Source organism: Streptomyces sp. NPDC008313 (assembly GCF_042956125.1).
Classification (GTDB): Bacteria; Actinomycetota; Actinomycetes; order Streptomycetales; family Streptomycetaceae; genus Streptomyces.
Genome location: NZ_JBIBFR010000016.1, coordinates 13,324 through 29,289, shown reverse-complemented (window position 1 = coordinate 29,289; position 15,966 = coordinate 13,324). Strand labels below are relative to the sequence as shown.

The window sequence follows — 15,966 nt, the reverse complement described above, 5'->3', positions numbered from 1 at the left end:
ACACCGTGCTCCCCTGGCGGGAGATTATGCGCTTAACTACGCCAAAAAATAGGGTTGTTGGGAAAGGTGGCAATGCTTGTGCCGCCCGGAACGGGGGAGCGAACATGACCGAGACCGAAGGCGGGACTCCCGACTCGGGGGAGCCGCCGCAGTTCCTGCTGCGACTGCCGGGGGCGAGCGGGGTCGACCGGGCACGAGGGGTGCTGCTGGACGAGGTGGGGACCAACGGAAGCCGGAAATTCCGCATCCTGGCGGGCTCGCCCGCCAGGGACCGCGAGATGCCGTCCTTCTCCAAGCACTTCTCCGGCACGGCCGTCGCGCGGGAGACGATGAAGAACACGGGTGTGCTGCGCCCGTCCACCCGCTGGCCCGGGTGGCTGGAGCTGGCCCAGGACGTCGACTGCGGGTCCCCGTCCTTCGCCGCGGGCGTTCTGGTCGGGGCGCCGCGCAACGGCTGGGTGGACTGGAAGACGGAAGCGGGGGCGCCGCTCTCGGACTTCATGGAGGGGGTCTGGCCGGGTCCTGCCAGAGCCTGGCTCGTCCGGGGTTCCAACGTGGCCGGGGCCGATCTCGTTCAGAAGCTGTGGCTTCCCGAGGAGCGGGTCTCGCTCGCCGCCCCTCGCCTGCGCCAGGGGATCGACCAGGGAACCAGCAAAGAGCGCCTGCGCACGGTCGTCGAGGAGGACTGGGGCACCACGGCCACGTACAACCAGAAGCTGGAACTCGTCGAGGAACTCCATGCGTTCCTGTCCCGGATGAAGCCCGGCGACACCGTGTGCACACTCTCCGGCGGACGGTTCTACGTCGGTGAGATCACCGGCCCCGCCGAGCAGACCGCCTCCGACAACGGCCGGTCCAATCTGCGGCGGCCCGTCGAGTGGCAGAGCACCGGCCACCCGTACGACGTGCTGCCCGAGGAGATCCAGCAGCGGCTGTCCGTCCAGCACGATGTCGTGGACCTCACCACGGTCCAGCCGCTCATCGAAGGGCTCGGCCTCTCCGACGAGGAACTGGCGGACGAGGCCGAGGCGATAGAGCACGACCCCAGCGGCACGACACCCGCCCTCACCGCCCGGCGTGAGCTGGAACTCCCCGTGCCGGAACAGCACCTCGCCGACGAACTACTGGTGCACGACGTGGCCTGGCTACGGGACATCCGCGACCTGCTGTGGGACGAACGGCAGCTGATCCTCTATGGCCCGCCCGGAACCGGCAAGACGTACACGGCCCTCAAACTGGCCGAAAACCTCGGCGGCGGGCCCGAGCAGGTGAAGCTCGTGCAGTTCCACCCCTCTTACGCCTACGAGGACTTCTTCGAGGGGTTCCGCCCTCGTGAGGACCCGGATACAAGGGAAGTCGCCTTCCGTCTCACCGCCGGCCCCCTGCGCGAGCTCGCAGACCTGGCGTCCCGCGAGGGCAACCGGCACATCCCGCACTTCCTGATCATCGACGAGATCAACCGGGCCAACCTGGCCAAGGTCTTCGGCGAGCTGTACTTCCTCCTGGAGTACCGCAACAAGTCGGTACGTCTCACCTACTCCGGCGACGACTTCGCGCTCCCGCCGAACCTCTTCGTCATCGGCACGATGAACACCGCCGACCGGTCGATCGCCCTGGTGGACGCGGCGATGCGCAGGCGCTTCGCCTTCGTCGAGCTGTCACCCCGCACCGAGCCCACCAGCGGCCTGCTACGGCGCTGGCTCGACCGGGAGGGGCTCGACACCCGGGCCGCGGACCTTCTGGACGCGCTCAACTCCCGTATCGAAGAAGCGGACTTCCGTATCGGTCCCTCCTACCTGATGAAGAAGGGGGCACACCGGCAGGGCGGTCTGGAGCGCACCTGGCGGACCAAGATCCTGCCGCTGCTGGAGGAGCATCACTACGGGGAGTCCTTCGACATCGAGAAGCGCTACGGACTCGATGCGCTGGCCCGGTCCATCGGCGACGGCGAATCGTACGAGCCTTCGCCGTGACGACTGTCGAGTTGGCCGAGTACGGGCCGCCCGTCACTGTGCCTCTCCCGGACGAAGTCGGGCGCTCGCTCGCTGCCTCCAGGATCGTCGAAGCCGCACCCGATCCCTACCGGTCGGGCTGCTGGCGGCTGCGCGCCGGCGGCAAGGTCGGCGCGGTGGCCCTGAGGTCACCCGGGCACAGCGCCGTCACCCTCCGCATCGCCCCCAAGGTGCCGGTGGCGCGGCTGTTCTTCCTCATCGGTTACGCATCGAACCCCCACTTCCACCGGGACGGGGAGGTGAGTGTTGCCGAGCAGGACGAGCTGCTTCCCGCGCTGGCGCAGGGATTCGAGAGATCCCTCGAACGTGCCCTCCGGCAGGGAGTGCTCCAGGGATACCGGCACACGGAAGAGGCCGCACCGGTCGTCCGAGGACGTATCAGAGAAGCGGACCAGGTCAGGCGGCACCATGGGCGGGCGTTCCCGGTCGAGGTCGCCTACGACGACTACGGGACCGACATCGCGGAGAACCGGCTGCTGCGCGCTGCCACGGAGCGGCTGCTGACCCTGCCCAGGGTGCCCGACCGCGTACGCCGTCGGCTGCGCCACCACCGTGGCCGGCTGCTGGACGCACAGCCGCTGATCCCCGGCAGCCGTGATCTGCCGCAGTGGAGGGCGAGCCGGCTCAACCTCCGCTACCAGCCCGCGCTACGGCTGGCCGAGACGGTGCTGCGCGGCTTGTCCGTGGAGCATATGGACGGCCGGATCACCATCGACGGGTACCTCTTCGATACGCACAAGATCTTCGAGGACTTCGTCTGCATCGCACTGCGCGAGGCGCTGGCGCAATATGGGGGGCGCAGCGCACTTCAGGCGCAGGGCGTGCACCTCGATGAGGCCCAGGCTATTCGGATGCGTCCGGACCTGGTCTGGTACGGCAACCATGGCATCCCACGAGCTGTCGCGGACGCCAAGTACAAGGCGGAGAAGCCCGAAGGATTTCCGGACGCCGACCTTTATCAGATGCTCGCCTACTGCACGGCGCTCGGACTCCGCGACGGTCATCTCGTCTATGCGAGGGGCTACGAGCCGAGCGCGACTCATCGGGTGCGGCACGCGGGAATCCGTATCCATCAGCACGCCCTGGCCCTGGAACAGTCGCCCGACGAGCTGCTGGCCGCGATCACGTCCATCGCCCGCTCGATGGTCGAAGGCGCGGTCGCGACGTGACCTACCCAGGAATCCGTCAGGCACCGTCCTCGGGAGGCAGAAGTGCCCCATTGGTGAGGCCGTCACGGGCAAGAGCGCTGACTTGTTCTGCCAGCCGGGTCACTTCGCCGATGTGCTCCTCGAACTCTTTGAGCGCACGGAAGGCGGCACCGTAACGGCGTTGCTCTTCCACGGCCATCTGCGGGATGCGCGCTCCCTTGACGTCGAGGCGATAGGAGCCGCTGCCACTCGTCGAACGACGATTGTTGGAAGCGCTGCGCAGGAACCCCCGTAGATACTCGGTGTCCAACTGCTCACTGGTAGAGGTTGGTTCAGCATCGGCGAGGTCGACGAGCCCAGCACGGGAGAGATCGGCCAGACTGATCGTCGCGCTGTCCAGTGTTCCCGGTCCTTCGCCCGCTGTGAGGGCGGGCAGCAATGCGGCCAATCGGTTGAGCCGCTCCTCGATGCCCCGTTGCAAGGCGCGGTACTCGGCGGGGAAGTCCTGCCGGGAAGCGTCCACGTGCGCGCTCGGCGTGAGGTCGACAGAGTCGTTCAGGAGATCGATCAGTGGTACGTCGGCGACTTGCTCGGCTGTCGGCTCCATGGGGCCATCGGGCGCATTGGCGGTGAGATCCACCATCCGCACTGAAGTCGCGCTGTCAGAGGGGCCGCTCGGGCGCTGCAGCACCCACAGATGCACCGGTTGAGCGTGTGATGCCACCATGCCGGGCGGGAGTGCCACGATCTCAGTAAGGAGGCCGCGCCGGACGATTTCGGCCCGAATGCGCCTGCCGGCCTTGCGGTAGGCCACGGAAGCGGGCATGACGACCACGGCCCGACCGCCTGGAGCGGTATGGGCGTAGCAGTGCTGGAGCCAGGCCAGATCCCCCTCCGCCTTGGAAGGCGTGCCCAGTTCCCAGCGGGCATCGAGGAGCAGCTCCTCCCGGCCCCAGTCCGGGCCGGCGGCCGGGGGGTCGCACAGGACAAGGTCGGCGCGCAGATCGGGCCAGCGGTCCTCGCGGAGAGAGTCCCCGATCTCGATGACGGTGTCCTGTGGCCCTGTGAGCTCGGCTCGCGCCTGGGCCAGCTCCCCAGCCGCTGGATCGATCTCCTGACCCCGGCGTACAGACCCCTTGGTGAGACCAACGGAAAGGAGGAGCGTGCCGATACCGCAGGCCGGATCGAGAATGACAGAGTCGTCGGGCACTGGTCCCACGAAGTGCCTCACGGCCTTGACCAGCCGCAACGACGTGACCTGGTCGGAGCCAGCACGTCGTGAGGAGTCCAGGAAGCGTTCGACCAGCTGGTCGATGACTCGGGCTGCTGATTCCTTAGCCGCCACCCTCGCAGCCAGATCGACCAGGTTGTCGTCCAGCCTGGAATCATCCTCGTGTGCGAGGAAGCGGGCAGCGCCCGCGATGCCTGCGACCATGTCGTCACCGAAGGCACCCCGCAGTGCTTGCCACAGGCGGACGTCGTCTGAAAGATCGGTGCCCTTCTGCTGCTTGGCCAGCCAGGAACGGACCTCGGTCAGCGAAAAGAGGGGCGTGCTCGTTCCACCGTCAGCAGGTGCTGGGAAGTCGCTGTACCGCCGCCTCCAGTTGGAGACAGCAGCACGTGTCACTCCCGCCAGCCTGGCAATCTCTGCACCAGTGATCAGTGAGTCGGAAGCCGGGGGAGTCGATTCCTTCATAGCTCCACCGTACACGCAATCGGGATAGAATCCGATAGTGCATGCGTTGGCGATGTCAACAAATCCATGGGGTGACTGGATAGGCGAGCGCTCGGCTCCCTGGCGCGACTTGCGTCCCGCGTGACCCCTCTTCGGCAGTACCACCGGGTCTCTTCGGCTATCCGCCGTTGGATGGACTGCCCTCCACTGGCCTGGCAATCGAGCGGTGTGAGCGGTCACGAATTACGTGATCGTTCACACGGGGGCTTCCTTCATGAGGTGGACTCTCCCTACGACATCCCCAGGCCCCGAAGGGGCTCGACAGAGAGAACTCCCGCTGGCCGGCGACCGTCAGGGCATGTTCGAGATCGAACTCGGCCATCCTGATCAGACCGACGAGCCGAGGTCGCTTCGAGGCGAGCACGTCGCGCGTGCTGAGGCCAAGCGGCCCCTGGTCAAGCCCCTGTTTCTGGCGACACTCCTTGTTCCAGGTAGGCAGTCAGGTCAGCTGCACGGGCCTGGATCCCGGCGGTGATCCGGCGTGCGAGGCGTGGAATGGTGAGTTCTGGCAGTTGCTGGGCGTCGTGGAAGTCGTAGCTGCGGAGCTCGTCGGCCTGCAAGGCGATCTGCTGGCGCTGTTCCGCACTGAGACGGCCACCGTCGAAGAGGTAGAGGACCTTGTCTCCCTCTCCCGGATTCGGTGCCCAGTCCACGACGAGTAGGCGGCCGATGTGGGGCTTGATACCCAGCTCTTCGTGGACTTCGCGCATGCAGGCTTGTCGCGGAGACTCTCCGTGCTCGGCGTATCCGCCGGGGATGTCGCGGTAGTCCTTGTACGAGGGTTCGACGAGCAGGACCCGGTCGGCGTCGTCGAAGAAGAGTGCGCCGGCTGCCATGCGCGGGTGGGCCATCTTCGCTTCGTGCTCGTTCTCGCTCACGGGACGGACTCTAACCGCCGACGACGCCGAGCCTGCGTGCCAGGTCTGCCACCGGCTGGGACGGGCGGCCTCGGGTACCTCGGATCCAGCCGATGACCAGTTCCCGGCTCAGGTAGTGGTGGCGCACCTGTTCGGGGGCAGCCTGTTCGGCGTCCAGCAAGGTGGCCAGGGCTTCGTCGGTCCGGTTCCAGGCGCTGAGTGCTCGGGCGACTTCCAGGTTGTGCCTCACGCGGCGTTCCACCGGCAAACCGCTGGTGTCGATGCGTTGTCCGAGGTCCGCGGCTATCTGGATGTCTCCGAGCTCTCCGGCGGTGGCGACGCAGTGGATAGCCACGTTCGTCGGGCCGAAGGCCGTCCACAGGTGGTTGGCATCGGTGCCCAACCGCTGTGCGGCTTCGTCGGCTTCTCGAAGGAAGGTCTGCGTCGTCGCCCGGTCCTCCGCTCGGGCGGCCGCCATGGCGCCAGCGAGGAAGAGGGTGCCGTAGACCGAGAGGTACTCGTCGTTCGCGGTGCGCAGGCCAGGCTGCATCACGGCTGCCGCATCGTTCACCAGCTGGACCGCCGGGGTGAAGCGCCACGCCTCGGTGATCGCGACAGCGACCGCCCTCGACGGGCGTCCGCTACTCCTCAAGGCATGGACCGACCCCACCCGGTATCGCCACGAAGTGAGTGCACTGCGGCTGTGGGCCGGCGGACCGACGGCGGACGTCGTCGAGGCCGCTGACGACTTGGCGGTGGCCGCCCTGGAGCTGGTGGGAGGGCGCCCTGGTGGCGCCCAGCGGCCAGAGCGCGAGGTTCAGATGGTGGCGGCTGCCCTTCAGGGGCTGCACATCCTCGGCCAGCGCCGAAGGCGACCGAACAGCTTCCTGCTGCTCACCGACCACCTCGGCACGGAGGTGCTGCCGCGGATCCGGCGACGGATGGAGACGCTCGACCTCGACGCATGGCATCCCCTCGTCGACGCCGCGCTCTCGGCGCTCGCAGGACTGCAGGAAGACCCAGGCAGGACGACCGTCCTGCACGCGGACTTGTATCGGGAGAACGTGCCGTTCGACTGTCTGGGGCACCCTCGCCTACTCGATCCGCTGCCCATGCTGGGCGACGCGGCATTCGACTGGGCCTTCTGGACCGTCTACTACGACCTTGGGCACGGGACCGACGGGCGGCTGGCCGCTGCCGCCCGGATCTCGCGGATCCCCGTTCCCGTACTCGCGCCGTGGTGCAGAGCGCTGGCCCTCGACGGACTCCTCTACTACCTGGAGGCCGGGGACCCGAGAGCACCGCAGATGGCGGAAGTGCTCGCCGGCCTTTCCGCGTCGACCTCGAGGAGGGGCTCGTGACCACCTACGTCCTCCGCCACGGCCAGACGAACTACAGCAAGCGGTACCTTGTCAACGGCGACCCGTCCCAACCCATCCACCTGACTGAGGAGGGTCGGCAATCGCTGAGCCTGGGCTGGTCCACCCTCCCCCTCCACACCGTGAGGACGTGGCTGACCAGCGAGTTCCCGCGTGCCCAGCAGACGGCTTCTCTGATGATGGGAGTGCCGGCGGCGAAGCTGGTCATCGATCCTCGCCTGAATGAACTCGACTACGGAGAGTTCGAGGGCCGCCCGTTCTTGGAGTACGCGGTCTGGCTTGACGGCCAGGGTCCGAACGAGCGGCCTGCGGGTGGCACCGAGTCCCAGCGCGCCGGCATCCGGAGGATGCTCACCGGATTGCTCGCCACCCTGGAGCGACCCGGACCCCGCGTTCTCGTAGGCCACGGCCTTTTGGCCTCCGTGCTCCTCTGGCATCAGAACCGATCTCCGAAGGAGGCCATGCCGCTCTTCTTCCCCGAGGCGCCGTACGTCGAGCCGATCGCCATACCCGACGACGAGCTGCCGGACTGGATCACGGCGCTGATGAGTGATCTCGACAGGGACGTTCCCGGAGGTCGCGCCGACCGCGGTGGCGCGGACATATTCCGGATCGGTGAGGGCTCGGCGGTTGCTACCGTCGATTCCGTATCCCACCAGCCGGATCAAAAGGATCTTCCTCATGCATGATGCCCGCGCCCTAATCGAAATGGGTGCCGAAGCGGTTCGTCGGCTCGCTCGTCGCGGTTACTCCCTGGACCTGTCCGAGCTGGAGTCCCTCCAGTCTCGGCGCAACCAGAACATCCGCTCGGCCGACGAGCTGCGGGCTGAGTCCAAGCGGGTGGCGAGTGAGGTCCAGCAGACGGCCAAGCAGGGCGGCGACATCTCCAAACTGAAGGAGCGCGCCCGCGAGCTCAAGGACCAGATCCGGGACATCGAGGCCGGGCAGGTGCAGGTCGAGGAACAGCTCCGCGACCTCCTCCTCAGCATCCCGAACCTGCCGGACGACGCGGCCCCCGACGGCGACTCCGAGGATTTCGCGGAAGAGGTCCGACGGGTCGGCACTCCGCCGGCCTTCCCGTTCGAGCCGAAGGACCACGTCGACCTCGGCGAGGCCACCGGCATCCTCGACTTCGCTCGGGCGACGAAGCTGTCCGGCCCGCGCTTCGCGGTCTCGCGCGGCGCCGGAGCGGCGCTGGAGCGTGCCCTGGCCACACTCTTCCTCGACCTGCACACCCGTCGTCACGGATACGTCGAGCACGCGGTCCCGTACCTGGTCACCCGCAAGACGATGACCGGCACGGGGCAGCTGCCGAAGTTCGAGGAGGACCTGTTCAAGACCGGCGTCGCCGACCGCGAGCTGTTCCTGATCCCGACGGCCGAGGTGCCGCTGACCAACCTCTACGCCGACGAGATCATCCCGCCGGCTGAGCTGCCGCTGGCGCTCACCGCCCACACGCCGTGCTTCCGGTCCGAAGCCGGGTCGTACGGCCGCGACACCAGGGGCCTGATTCGTCAGCACCAGTTCGCCAAGGTGGAGATCGTCCAGATGGTCGACCCCGCGGACGCGGACACCACGCTGGAGACGATGGTCGGCCACGCCGAGGCGTGCCTGAAGGAACTCGGCCTCGCCTACCGCGTCGTCAAGCTGGCAGCTGGTGACACGGGCTTCTCCGCTCAGCTGACGTACGACATCGAGGTCTGGATCCCGAGCCAGAACACGTACCGAGAGATCTCCTCGGTCTCCAACTTCGGCACCTTCCAGGCCCGCCGGGCGAACATCCGGACCCGCGGTGAGGGCGGCAAGCCCAAGCTCGTCGCCACGCTCAACGGCTCCGGTCTCCCCGTCGGCCGCACCCTGGCCGCTCTCCTCGAGCAGTGCCAGCAGCAGGACGGCTCCATCGTCCTGCCCGAATCGCTCGTCCCGTACCTCGGCTTCCGCCGTATCTCGGCGGACGGAACACCGGAGGCATAACGTGCTCGTCGGCGTCTGCGACTTCCCTGGTAGCTACGCCTTCCCACCCGCCGGCTACGGCGGGATCGAACGATGGCTGTGGGCGGTCGCCGTAGGCGCCCGAGCCGCAGGCGCCGACGTACACCTTCTTGGGCCGGGCTGGCTCACGGACCTGGAGAACGACTGGGTTCGTCGGCCGGTCCGACTGGAGGACATCACCGCCGGATCGCTCGCCGAGCGCGAGCTTCGCGACACTGGATACGACCTCCTGGTCGTGGGGCACGAATACCCGTCCCTGCCGGCCTGGACGCGCAAGTGGAACGAGCTGGACTGTGACGTCGCCACCTTCCAGCACTCGCCCGTCTTCCAGCACGCCGACGCGGCCTTCGATGGCAGGCGGTCACGGCTCTACTGCTATTCGCCCGAGATGATCGAGCGGTACGCGGAGCACCAGCCGATCACCGAACTCGCCGTTCACCTCGGCCTGGATGAGGAGGAGCCGTCGGCCGTTGCTGGCAGCGACCTTGTGTGGCTTGGCCGAATCGACGAGGAGAAGGCACCGCACCTCGCTGTCCGAGCAGCCCAGATCCTTGGCCGCCGACACGACTCGCTGGAACCGGTGCACACCGAAGCGGCGTGCTGGTGCTCTGGAGCTAAGCGGCGCTTTCCTCCTGAACCACGTCAGCGATCTGCTGCGCGATCTCCTCGATGGAGTAGTCGCTGGTGCTCATCGCCACTTTGTCTGCGAGGGAGGGGCTGTAGCGCCGGACGTCTTCTGCACTCAGGTTGTGCCAGATTGGCAGGAGTGATTGCTCCCCGGCCACATTACGGGTGACGAGTCCGTCGAGTTCGTGGTTGGTCCAAACCCTTGGCGAAGAAGGGGGCCGAGAGCACTACGATGCCGAAGCGGCTCGCCCTGATCCCTTCATCGATCTTGCGGCGGAGGCTGTGGCCGATCCGCATCTGGGCTTCGTCGAGCCAGACAGTCACACCCAGCTTGGTAAGCGCGTCTCGAAGGGGGCGGGCAACAGCTCCTTTGTCCTCGGACGCGTGGGAGATGAAGACGTCCCAGGTCTGGCCACCAAGTATGTCGCCAGTAGGCTCCTCCGGTTCATGGACCGCGACGGAGCGGGCCGGACTGCCCTGTGGGTCGCGGGCCGGGGGCAGGAAGCCCCGCGGAGGTGGCTGGACTTGGACAGACGCAGAGATGCGACCGGAATAGCCGCCAAGGTCGATGGCCACGACCCACTGTCCGTTACTGGGGATGGTGATCTGGTGAGGCGAGCGAGTGACGCGACCGCCCAGGTACCGGTATCTCTTCCCCGACTTGTATTTGCTGTACTCGCTGCGCGTCATCACCTGGACGTTGGCTTGGTTGCGCAGGGTGACGATGACCGTGGAACCTCTCTTGAGGTTGCCGAGGTCTTTGTAGAAGTAGTCCACGGGTGCTCCTGGAGATGTGCGGCCGAGCACGTCTCAGAGTAAGGACTGCCACTGACAATCGGAGGCGACGATGTCTGAAGCGGGGTGGAAGCCCACGTCGGCTGGACGCTCGTCTCTCCCCTGGCGCTAGGACTCGGGGAGCCGTCCGGGAGCCGCTCACTGAGGTCGGCTCCCAAATGGCTCCCAAAATGGGCCCGCAACGCAAATCAGGGCTGGTGCTGATCTCTCAGCACCGGCCCTGACCTGGTGTTTTAGCTGTCGGGGTGGCGGGATTTGAACCCACGACCTCTTCGTCCCGAACGAAGCGCGCTGCCAAGCTGCGCTACACCCCGATTGTCGCCGCTTTCGTGGCGACGACGTTTACTTTAGCCCACGGGTGGCTGGACACGAAATCCGGTTTCCGGGCCGTGGGCCGGGTGGCGGCGGGCCGGGTCCGGGCGTACGTGGTCGGTGGCCACGACGAGGAGGGCCAGGGCCTGGAAGGCGAGGGTCAGGAGGGCCGCGTAGCCGAGGACGCCCAGGTAGCCGTGGCGGGCGGCGTCGACGAAGGGGTAGAGGTAGCGGCCGGGGGAGCCAGCGGGGATGAGTGTGCCGCGGAGCAGGGAGAAGGCCAGGTAGGTCAAGGGGTAGAGGGGCCAGATCGCCGCGTGGCGTACGCGGAGGGCGTCCGAGCGGGTCAGGAGGAGCCAGTCGATCACCACGGCGACCGGGATCACCGTGTGGAGGAGCAGACCGGCTGCCGCTTCCCGGGCCGTGAGCGTGCCGGTGGCTCCCGTGATCGAGAAGCCGCCCGGCCGGTCCGCGAGGACCAGGTGATGCACCAGGGCCGTGATCATGGCGTAGAGCAGGACGCCGCCCGTCAGGAGGGGCGGCAGCGGGCGGCGGCGCGTCCAGGCCCGGCGGGCCGAGGCGGCGAAGACCACCGCCACCAGCACCGCGCTCTGGACGGCGAAGTGGCTCAGCACGCGCGCCGGGCTGCCCACGACCAGGTCGAGGGTCACGCCCGTCAGCGCCGCCACGGCCACCAGGGCGCGGAACGCCGCTGCCGCCGGACGGCGGACGGGGGCCACGACGGCGGACGCGGGAACGAAGGACGGGTACAGCACGGGTACGCCCGGGATCGGGGGGAGATCCGGTATGTCCCGGGGGAGGGGGGCGATCATGCCCTCACGCTAGGACCAACGGACATATGGGGCGATGTGAGGCATCCGGGTGGGTTATGCCGCCCGGATGTCCCGCCACCGCGCTCGTCCGCCGAAGCGGCCCGTCGTCCCATCGCGCGTGCCGTCCGCCTGCCGCCTGCCTGCCGTCCGCCGAAGCGGCCCGGCGTCGTGCTAGCCCCGCTCCACCAGCGTCAGCAGCGACGCCTCCGGTGGGCAGGCGAACCGCACCGGCGTGTAGCGGCTCGCGCCGCAGCCCGCGGAGACGTGCATGTACGAGGTCCGCCCGTCCGCCGTGTGCCGGGACAGCCCCTTCACCCGGTCCGTGTCCAGGTCGCAGTTGGTGACGAGGGCGCCGTAGAAGGGGATGCAGATCTGGCCGCCGTGTGTGTGACCGGCCAGGATCAGCGGATAGCCGTCCGAGGTGAAGGCGTCCAGGCTGCGCAGGTACGGGGCGTGCACCACTCCTATCGAGAAGTCGGCCGACGCCGACGGGCCGCCGGCCACCTCCGTGTACCGGTCCCGCTTGATGTGCGGGTCGTCCAGCCCCGTCAGCTCCACCGAGGCGCCCTCCATCTTGAGCGCCCCTCGGGTGTTGGTCAGGTTCAGCCAGCCCGCCGCGTCGAATCCGTCGCGCAGGTCCTCCCACGGGTTGTGGACGACACTCACGGCGGGCTTGTTGCCGTTCATCCCGTGGCGGCCCTGCACCTTCTCCACCAGGTACCGGCCGGGGTTGCGCAGTGTCGGGCCGTAGTAGTCGTTCGAACCGAAGACGTACGCCCCCGGGAACTCCATCAGCGGGCCGAGCGCGTCCAGTACCTCGGGGACGCCCTCCGGGTCGGAGAGGTTGTCCCCGGTGTTGATGACGAAGTCGGGGCGCAGACCGGCCAGCGAGCGGAGCCAGCGCTGCTTCTTGCGCTGTCCGCTCACCATGTGGATGTCGGAGACCTGGAGGACGCGCAGCGGCCGCATTCCGGTCGGCAGCACGGGGACCGTCACCCGCCGCAGACGGAACGAACGGGCTTCGAATCCCGCCGCGTACAACACACCGGCGGCGCCGGCCGCCGCGATTCCCAGGGGTACTCCGTATCGAGCGCGCATGTGTCCATCGTGTCAGACCCGCGGTCCGGCGCATGTCCCCCTGTGGACAACCCCGGTGGAGGCGCGGAGAGGAAGGCGTCCGGCGGAGGCGCGGGCATGCGCACCGCTGTGGCACCGCCGTTAAATGAGGGCGCGGCGGCCGGGCCACACCTGCGACAATCGCCGCATGACCACGCTCAAGTCGAAGCTGCAGGAAGACCTCAACGCCGCCATCAAGGAGCGCGACGAGCTCCGCTCCTCGACGCTCCGGCTGACCCTCACCGCGATCACCAAGGAGGAGGTCGCGGGCACGACGAAGCGCGAGCTCTCCGATGACGAGGTGCAGAAGGTGATCACCCGGGAGGCGAAGAAGCGGCGCGAGGCCGCGGACGCCTTCGCGCAGGGTGGCCGTGCCGAGTCGGCCGAGCGGGAGAAGGCGGAGGGCGAGGTGCTGGCCGCGTACCTGCCCAGGCAGCTGTCCGACGACGAGCTGAAGCGGATCGTGTCCCAGGCCGTCGAGGAGGCGAAGGCGGCCGGCGCCGAGGGCCCCCGCGCCATGGGCCAGGTCATGAAGATCGTGAACCCGAAGGTGGCCGGTCAGGCCGAGGGCGGCCGCGTCGCCGCGATCGTCAAGCAGCTCCTCGCGGGCGGCTGAGCGGCACGGCAGGCCGCTGGACCGCCTGAGCGGCACGGCCCGCGCTGGACCGGCTGAGCGGCACGGCAGGCCGCGAGGCAGCGGTCACGCCACCCGCGTACGACGGTGGGGGCGCCCCAGTGAAAAGGGGCGCCCCCACCGTCGTACCGGCTAGCCTCTCTGGCCGCCGTTACCCCTGCCGCCGTCGCCCTGTCCCTGGATGAAGCCGTCCGGGATGGAGAAGGTGGGCGTGGGGTTCGGGGAGGTGCCGCCGATGGTGGCACCGGTGATGGTCCCGCCGTTGACCCCGCCGTTGGTCTGGACGCCGCCGTTCCCGTGCCCGTTGCCGTGGTCGCCGTTGTCCCCATCGTTGTGGCCCCTGCCCCGGTCCTTGTCCTTGTCGCCGGCGTCAGGGATGTCGACCAGGTTGAAGCCCGGCGCGGGCTTGCCGTCCAGGGCGCCGCTCATCATGTCGCGCCAGATCGGTCCCGGGACCTCACCGCCGAACACCTTGGCGTGGTAGACCCCGCCGATGGTGATGTTGGTCATCCGGCGCTTGTGCGCGGGGTCGCCGACCCAGACCGCGCCTGCCATGTTCGGCGTGTAGCCGACGAACCAGGCCGCGTAGCGGAAGTCCGTCGTACCGGTCTTGCCGGCGCTCGGGCGACTGCCGAGGCCCGCCTGCTGGCCCGTACCGTCCTCGACCACGCCCTTGAGGAGGGTGCTGACCGTGTCGGCGGTCGTCTCCGACATCGCCCGCGAACACGTCGACTTGGGCACCGCCAGGGACTTCTTCGAGTTGCCCACCTTCTGGCTGATCGACTCGATGGCGATGGGCGTGCAGTACATGCCGCGCGAGGCGAAGGTCGCGTACCCGTTGGCCATCGTCAGCGGCGACATCTCCTGGGTGCCGAGAGCGATCGACGGAGCCTGGGTGATCTTGTCGCCGTCGGCGCGCTCGACGCCCATCTTCTTGGCCATCTTGGTGACCGGGCAGATGCCGATGTCGCTGATCAGCTGCACGTAGTAGGTGTTGACCGACTTCGCGGTCGCCTCCTTCATGCCGTACGGGCCGCGCTCCGACTCGTTCTCGTTGGAGAGCTTGGCGTTCTCGGTGTTCACCCAGTTCTTGCCGTCACAGGCCGAGATCGGGCTCGGGTACGGCATCTCGTACGGCGAGGAGTACGTCTGCGTCGCCGGCTTGCCGCCCTCTATGGCCGCCGCCGCGACGATCGGCTTGAACGTCGAACCGGGCTGGTACCCGGCGCCGCCGCCCATGTCCTTGTCCACGGAGAGGTTGATCTGGGTCTCGTGCTTGCCGAATCCGTACGGCCGCGACTGGCCCATCGCGAGGATCTTGCCGGTGCCGGGCTCGACGATGCTGGCGGCCGTCGCCACTTCGTCGGACTTGTTGACGTGGCTCTTGACCGACGCCTGTACCGAGTCCTGCGCCTGCGGGTCCAGCGTGGTGCGGATCGTCAGACCACCCTGGTTCCAGACCTTGGCGCGGTCCTTCTTGGTCTTCCCGAAGACCTTGTCGTTCAGGAACACCTCGCGCACGTAGTCACAGAAGAAGCCGGCGCCCTTGACCGCCGTGATGCAGCCGTTCTTCGGCTTGCTGATCTTCAGGCCCAGCGGCTTCTTCTTGGCCTTGGCGGCCTCCGCCCGGGAGATGTCGTGCACCTCGGCCATGCGCTGCAGCACGGTGTTGCGCCGCTTGGTGGCCTCGGCCTCGTCGTTGACCGGGTCGTACCGGCTCGGCGACTGGACGATGCCGGCGAGCAGGGCCGACTCCTGGAGGTTGAGGTCCTTGGCGTGCTTGGAGAAGTAACGCTGGGAGGCGGCCTCGACGCCGTACGCCTGCTCACCGAAGAACGTGATGTTCAGGTAGTTCTCCAGGATGCGCTTCTTGCCCAGCTCCTCCTCGACCTGGATCGCGTACTTCAGCTCGCGGATCTTGCGGCCGATGGTCTGCTGGGTGGCCTCGGCGACCTTCGTCGGGTCGTCGCCGGCCTCCTCGACGAACACGTTCTTCACGTACTGCTGGGTGAGCGTCGACGCGCCCTGGGAGACTCCGCCGCTCTGCGCGTTCTGGTTCACAGCGCGCAGGATGCCCTTGAGGTCCACCGCCCCGTGCTCGTAGAAGCGGGAGTCCTCGATCGCGACGATCGCCTTCTGCATGTACGGCGACATGTCCTTGAGGTCGACCACCGTGCGGTCACGGGAATAGACCGTGGCGATCTGCCCGCCCTCGCTGTCCAGGATCGTGGTGCGCTGGCTCAGCGGGGGGCGCTTGAGATTGGCCGGGATCTCGTCGAACCCCTCGACCGATCCCTTGGCCGCCAGGCCGAGCGCGCCCGCCGCTGGCAGCGCGATTCCCGCCATGACGGCTCCCGCGAGCACGCTGACACCGAGGAACTTGGCAGCCTGCTGCATGGGCGACAGGCCACCGCCGGAGGGCTTCTTTGGCATGAGGGCAGCCTACGTTCTCATTCGCCGGACACACGTATATGCCTTGGCCTAAGCTGCTCTCAACTGTCACAGCAGCGCGGTCACGTATCAATA

At 67.9% G+C, this 15,966-nt stretch carries 14 protein-coding genes and 1 tRNA gene; 7 read left to right on the top strand and 8 right to left on the bottom strand.

Features of this window, described 5'->3' with window-relative positions:
• Nucleotides 1–104 precede the first annotated feature (104 nt).
• On the top strand, nucleotides 105–1,973 hold the full coding sequence (locus tag ACFY93_RS22085; RefSeq protein WP_391361636.1) for a DUF4357 domain-containing protein: 1,869 nt from the start codon (nucleotides 105–107) through the stop codon (nucleotides 1,971–1,973).
• Nucleotides 1,970–3,181 (top strand): McrC family protein, encoded by a 1,212-nt coding sequence (locus ACFY93_RS22080; RefSeq protein ID WP_391361633.1) that lies wholly within the window; start codon nucleotides 1,970–1,972, stop codon nucleotides 3,179–3,181. Before ACFY93_RS22085 ends, ACFY93_RS22080 begins: the two co-directional genes overlap by 4 nt.
• 16 nt (nucleotides 3,182–3,197) lie before the next feature.
• Here ACFY93_RS22080 and ACFY93_RS22075 read toward each other — a convergent pair whose 3' ends face one another.
• The 3 genes from ACFY93_RS22075 to ACFY93_RS22065 form a co-directional block, all read right to left on the bottom strand.
• A complete protein-coding gene (locus tag ACFY93_RS22075; RefSeq protein ID WP_328312102.1) occupies nucleotides 3,198–4,856 on the bottom strand; it encodes an N-6 DNA methylase in 1,659 nt (552 codons plus the stop codon).
• A gap of 434 nt (nucleotides 4,857–5,290) precedes the next feature.
• Nucleotides 5,291–5,773 carry an NUDIX domain-containing protein gene (locus ACFY93_RS22070; protein ID WP_391361631.1) on the bottom strand — a complete coding sequence of 161 codons (483 nt, stop codon included), beginning with the start codon at nucleotides 5,771–5,773 and terminating at the stop codon, nucleotides 5,291–5,293.
• A gap of 10 nt (nucleotides 5,774–5,783) precedes the next feature.
• On the bottom strand, nucleotides 5,784–6,323 hold the full coding sequence (locus tag ACFY93_RS22065; protein ID WP_391361629.1) for a hypothetical protein: 540 nt from the start codon (nucleotides 6,321–6,323) through the stop codon (nucleotides 5,784–5,786).
• Between the two features lie 115 nt (nucleotides 6,324–6,438).
• Between ACFY93_RS22065 and ACFY93_RS22060 the strand changes: the two genes are divergently transcribed.
• From ACFY93_RS22060 to ACFY93_RS22045, 4 genes are read left to right on the top strand one after another with little or no spacing between them, the layout of a single operon-like run.
• Entirely contained in the window at nucleotides 6,439–7,113 is a 675-nt protein-coding gene (locus ACFY93_RS22060) for a phosphotransferase (RefSeq protein ID WP_391361626.1), read from the top strand.
• Nucleotides 7,110–7,820: a histidine phosphatase family protein gene (locus ACFY93_RS22055; RefSeq protein WP_391361624.1), complete on the top strand. Its 711-nt coding sequence runs from the start codon at nucleotides 7,110–7,112 to the stop codon at nucleotides 7,818–7,820. The genes ACFY93_RS22060 and ACFY93_RS22055 overlap by 4 nt, the downstream gene beginning before the upstream one ends.
• A complete protein-coding gene (gene serS / locus ACFY93_RS22050; RefSeq protein ID WP_252545239.1) occupies nucleotides 7,813–9,105 on the top strand; it encodes a serine--tRNA ligase in 1,293 nt (430 codons plus the stop codon). Before ACFY93_RS22055 ends, serS begins: the two co-directional genes overlap by 8 nt.
• A gap of 1 nt (nucleotide 9,106) precedes the next feature.
• Entirely contained in the window at nucleotides 9,107–9,919 is an 813-nt protein-coding gene (locus ACFY93_RS22045) for a glycosyltransferase (protein WP_391361622.1), read from the top strand.
• Here the strand turns inward: ACFY93_RS22045 and ACFY93_RS22040 are convergent.
• From ACFY93_RS22040 to ACFY93_RS22025, 4 genes are all read right to left on the bottom strand, one after another.
• Complete coding sequence (locus ACFY93_RS22040) at nucleotides 9,910–10,527, bottom strand: DUF1883 domain-containing protein (protein WP_391361621.1); 618 nt, start codon at nucleotides 10,525–10,527, stop codon at nucleotides 9,910–9,912. The two genes, ACFY93_RS22045 and ACFY93_RS22040, sit on opposite strands and share 10 nt — an antisense overlap.
• 258 nt (nucleotides 10,528–10,785) lie before the next feature.
• Nucleotides 10,786–10,859: transfer RNA gene (locus ACFY93_RS22035), tRNA-Pro, on the bottom strand.
• Between the two features lie 33 nt (nucleotides 10,860–10,892).
• On the bottom strand, nucleotides 10,893–11,690 hold the full coding sequence (locus ACFY93_RS22030) for a Pr6Pr family membrane protein (RefSeq protein ID WP_391361619.1): 798 nt from the start codon (nucleotides 11,688–11,690) through the stop codon (nucleotides 10,893–10,895).
• Nucleotides 11,691–11,861: 171 nt separating this feature from the next.
• Nucleotides 11,862–12,788 carry a metallophosphoesterase gene (locus ACFY93_RS22025; RefSeq protein WP_391361616.1) on the bottom strand — a complete coding sequence of 309 codons (927 nt, stop codon included), beginning with the start codon at nucleotides 12,786–12,788 and terminating at the stop codon, nucleotides 11,862–11,864.
• A gap of 166 nt (nucleotides 12,789–12,954) precedes the next feature.
• Here ACFY93_RS22025 and ACFY93_RS22020 point away from each other — a divergent pair, with 166 nt between their 5' ends.
• Nucleotides 12,955–13,422: a GatB/YqeY domain-containing protein gene (locus ACFY93_RS22020; RefSeq protein ID WP_391361615.1), complete on the top strand. Its 468-nt coding sequence runs from the start codon at nucleotides 12,955–12,957 to the stop codon at nucleotides 13,420–13,422.
• Nucleotides 13,423–13,572: 150 nt separating this feature from the next.
• Here ACFY93_RS22020 and ACFY93_RS22015 read toward each other — a convergent pair whose 3' ends face one another.
• On the bottom strand, nucleotides 13,573–15,873 hold the full coding sequence (locus tag ACFY93_RS22015; protein ID WP_391361613.1) for a transglycosylase domain-containing protein: 2,301 nt from the start codon (nucleotides 15,871–15,873) through the stop codon (nucleotides 13,573–13,575).
• Between the last annotated feature and the right edge of the window lie 93 nt (nucleotides 15,874–15,966).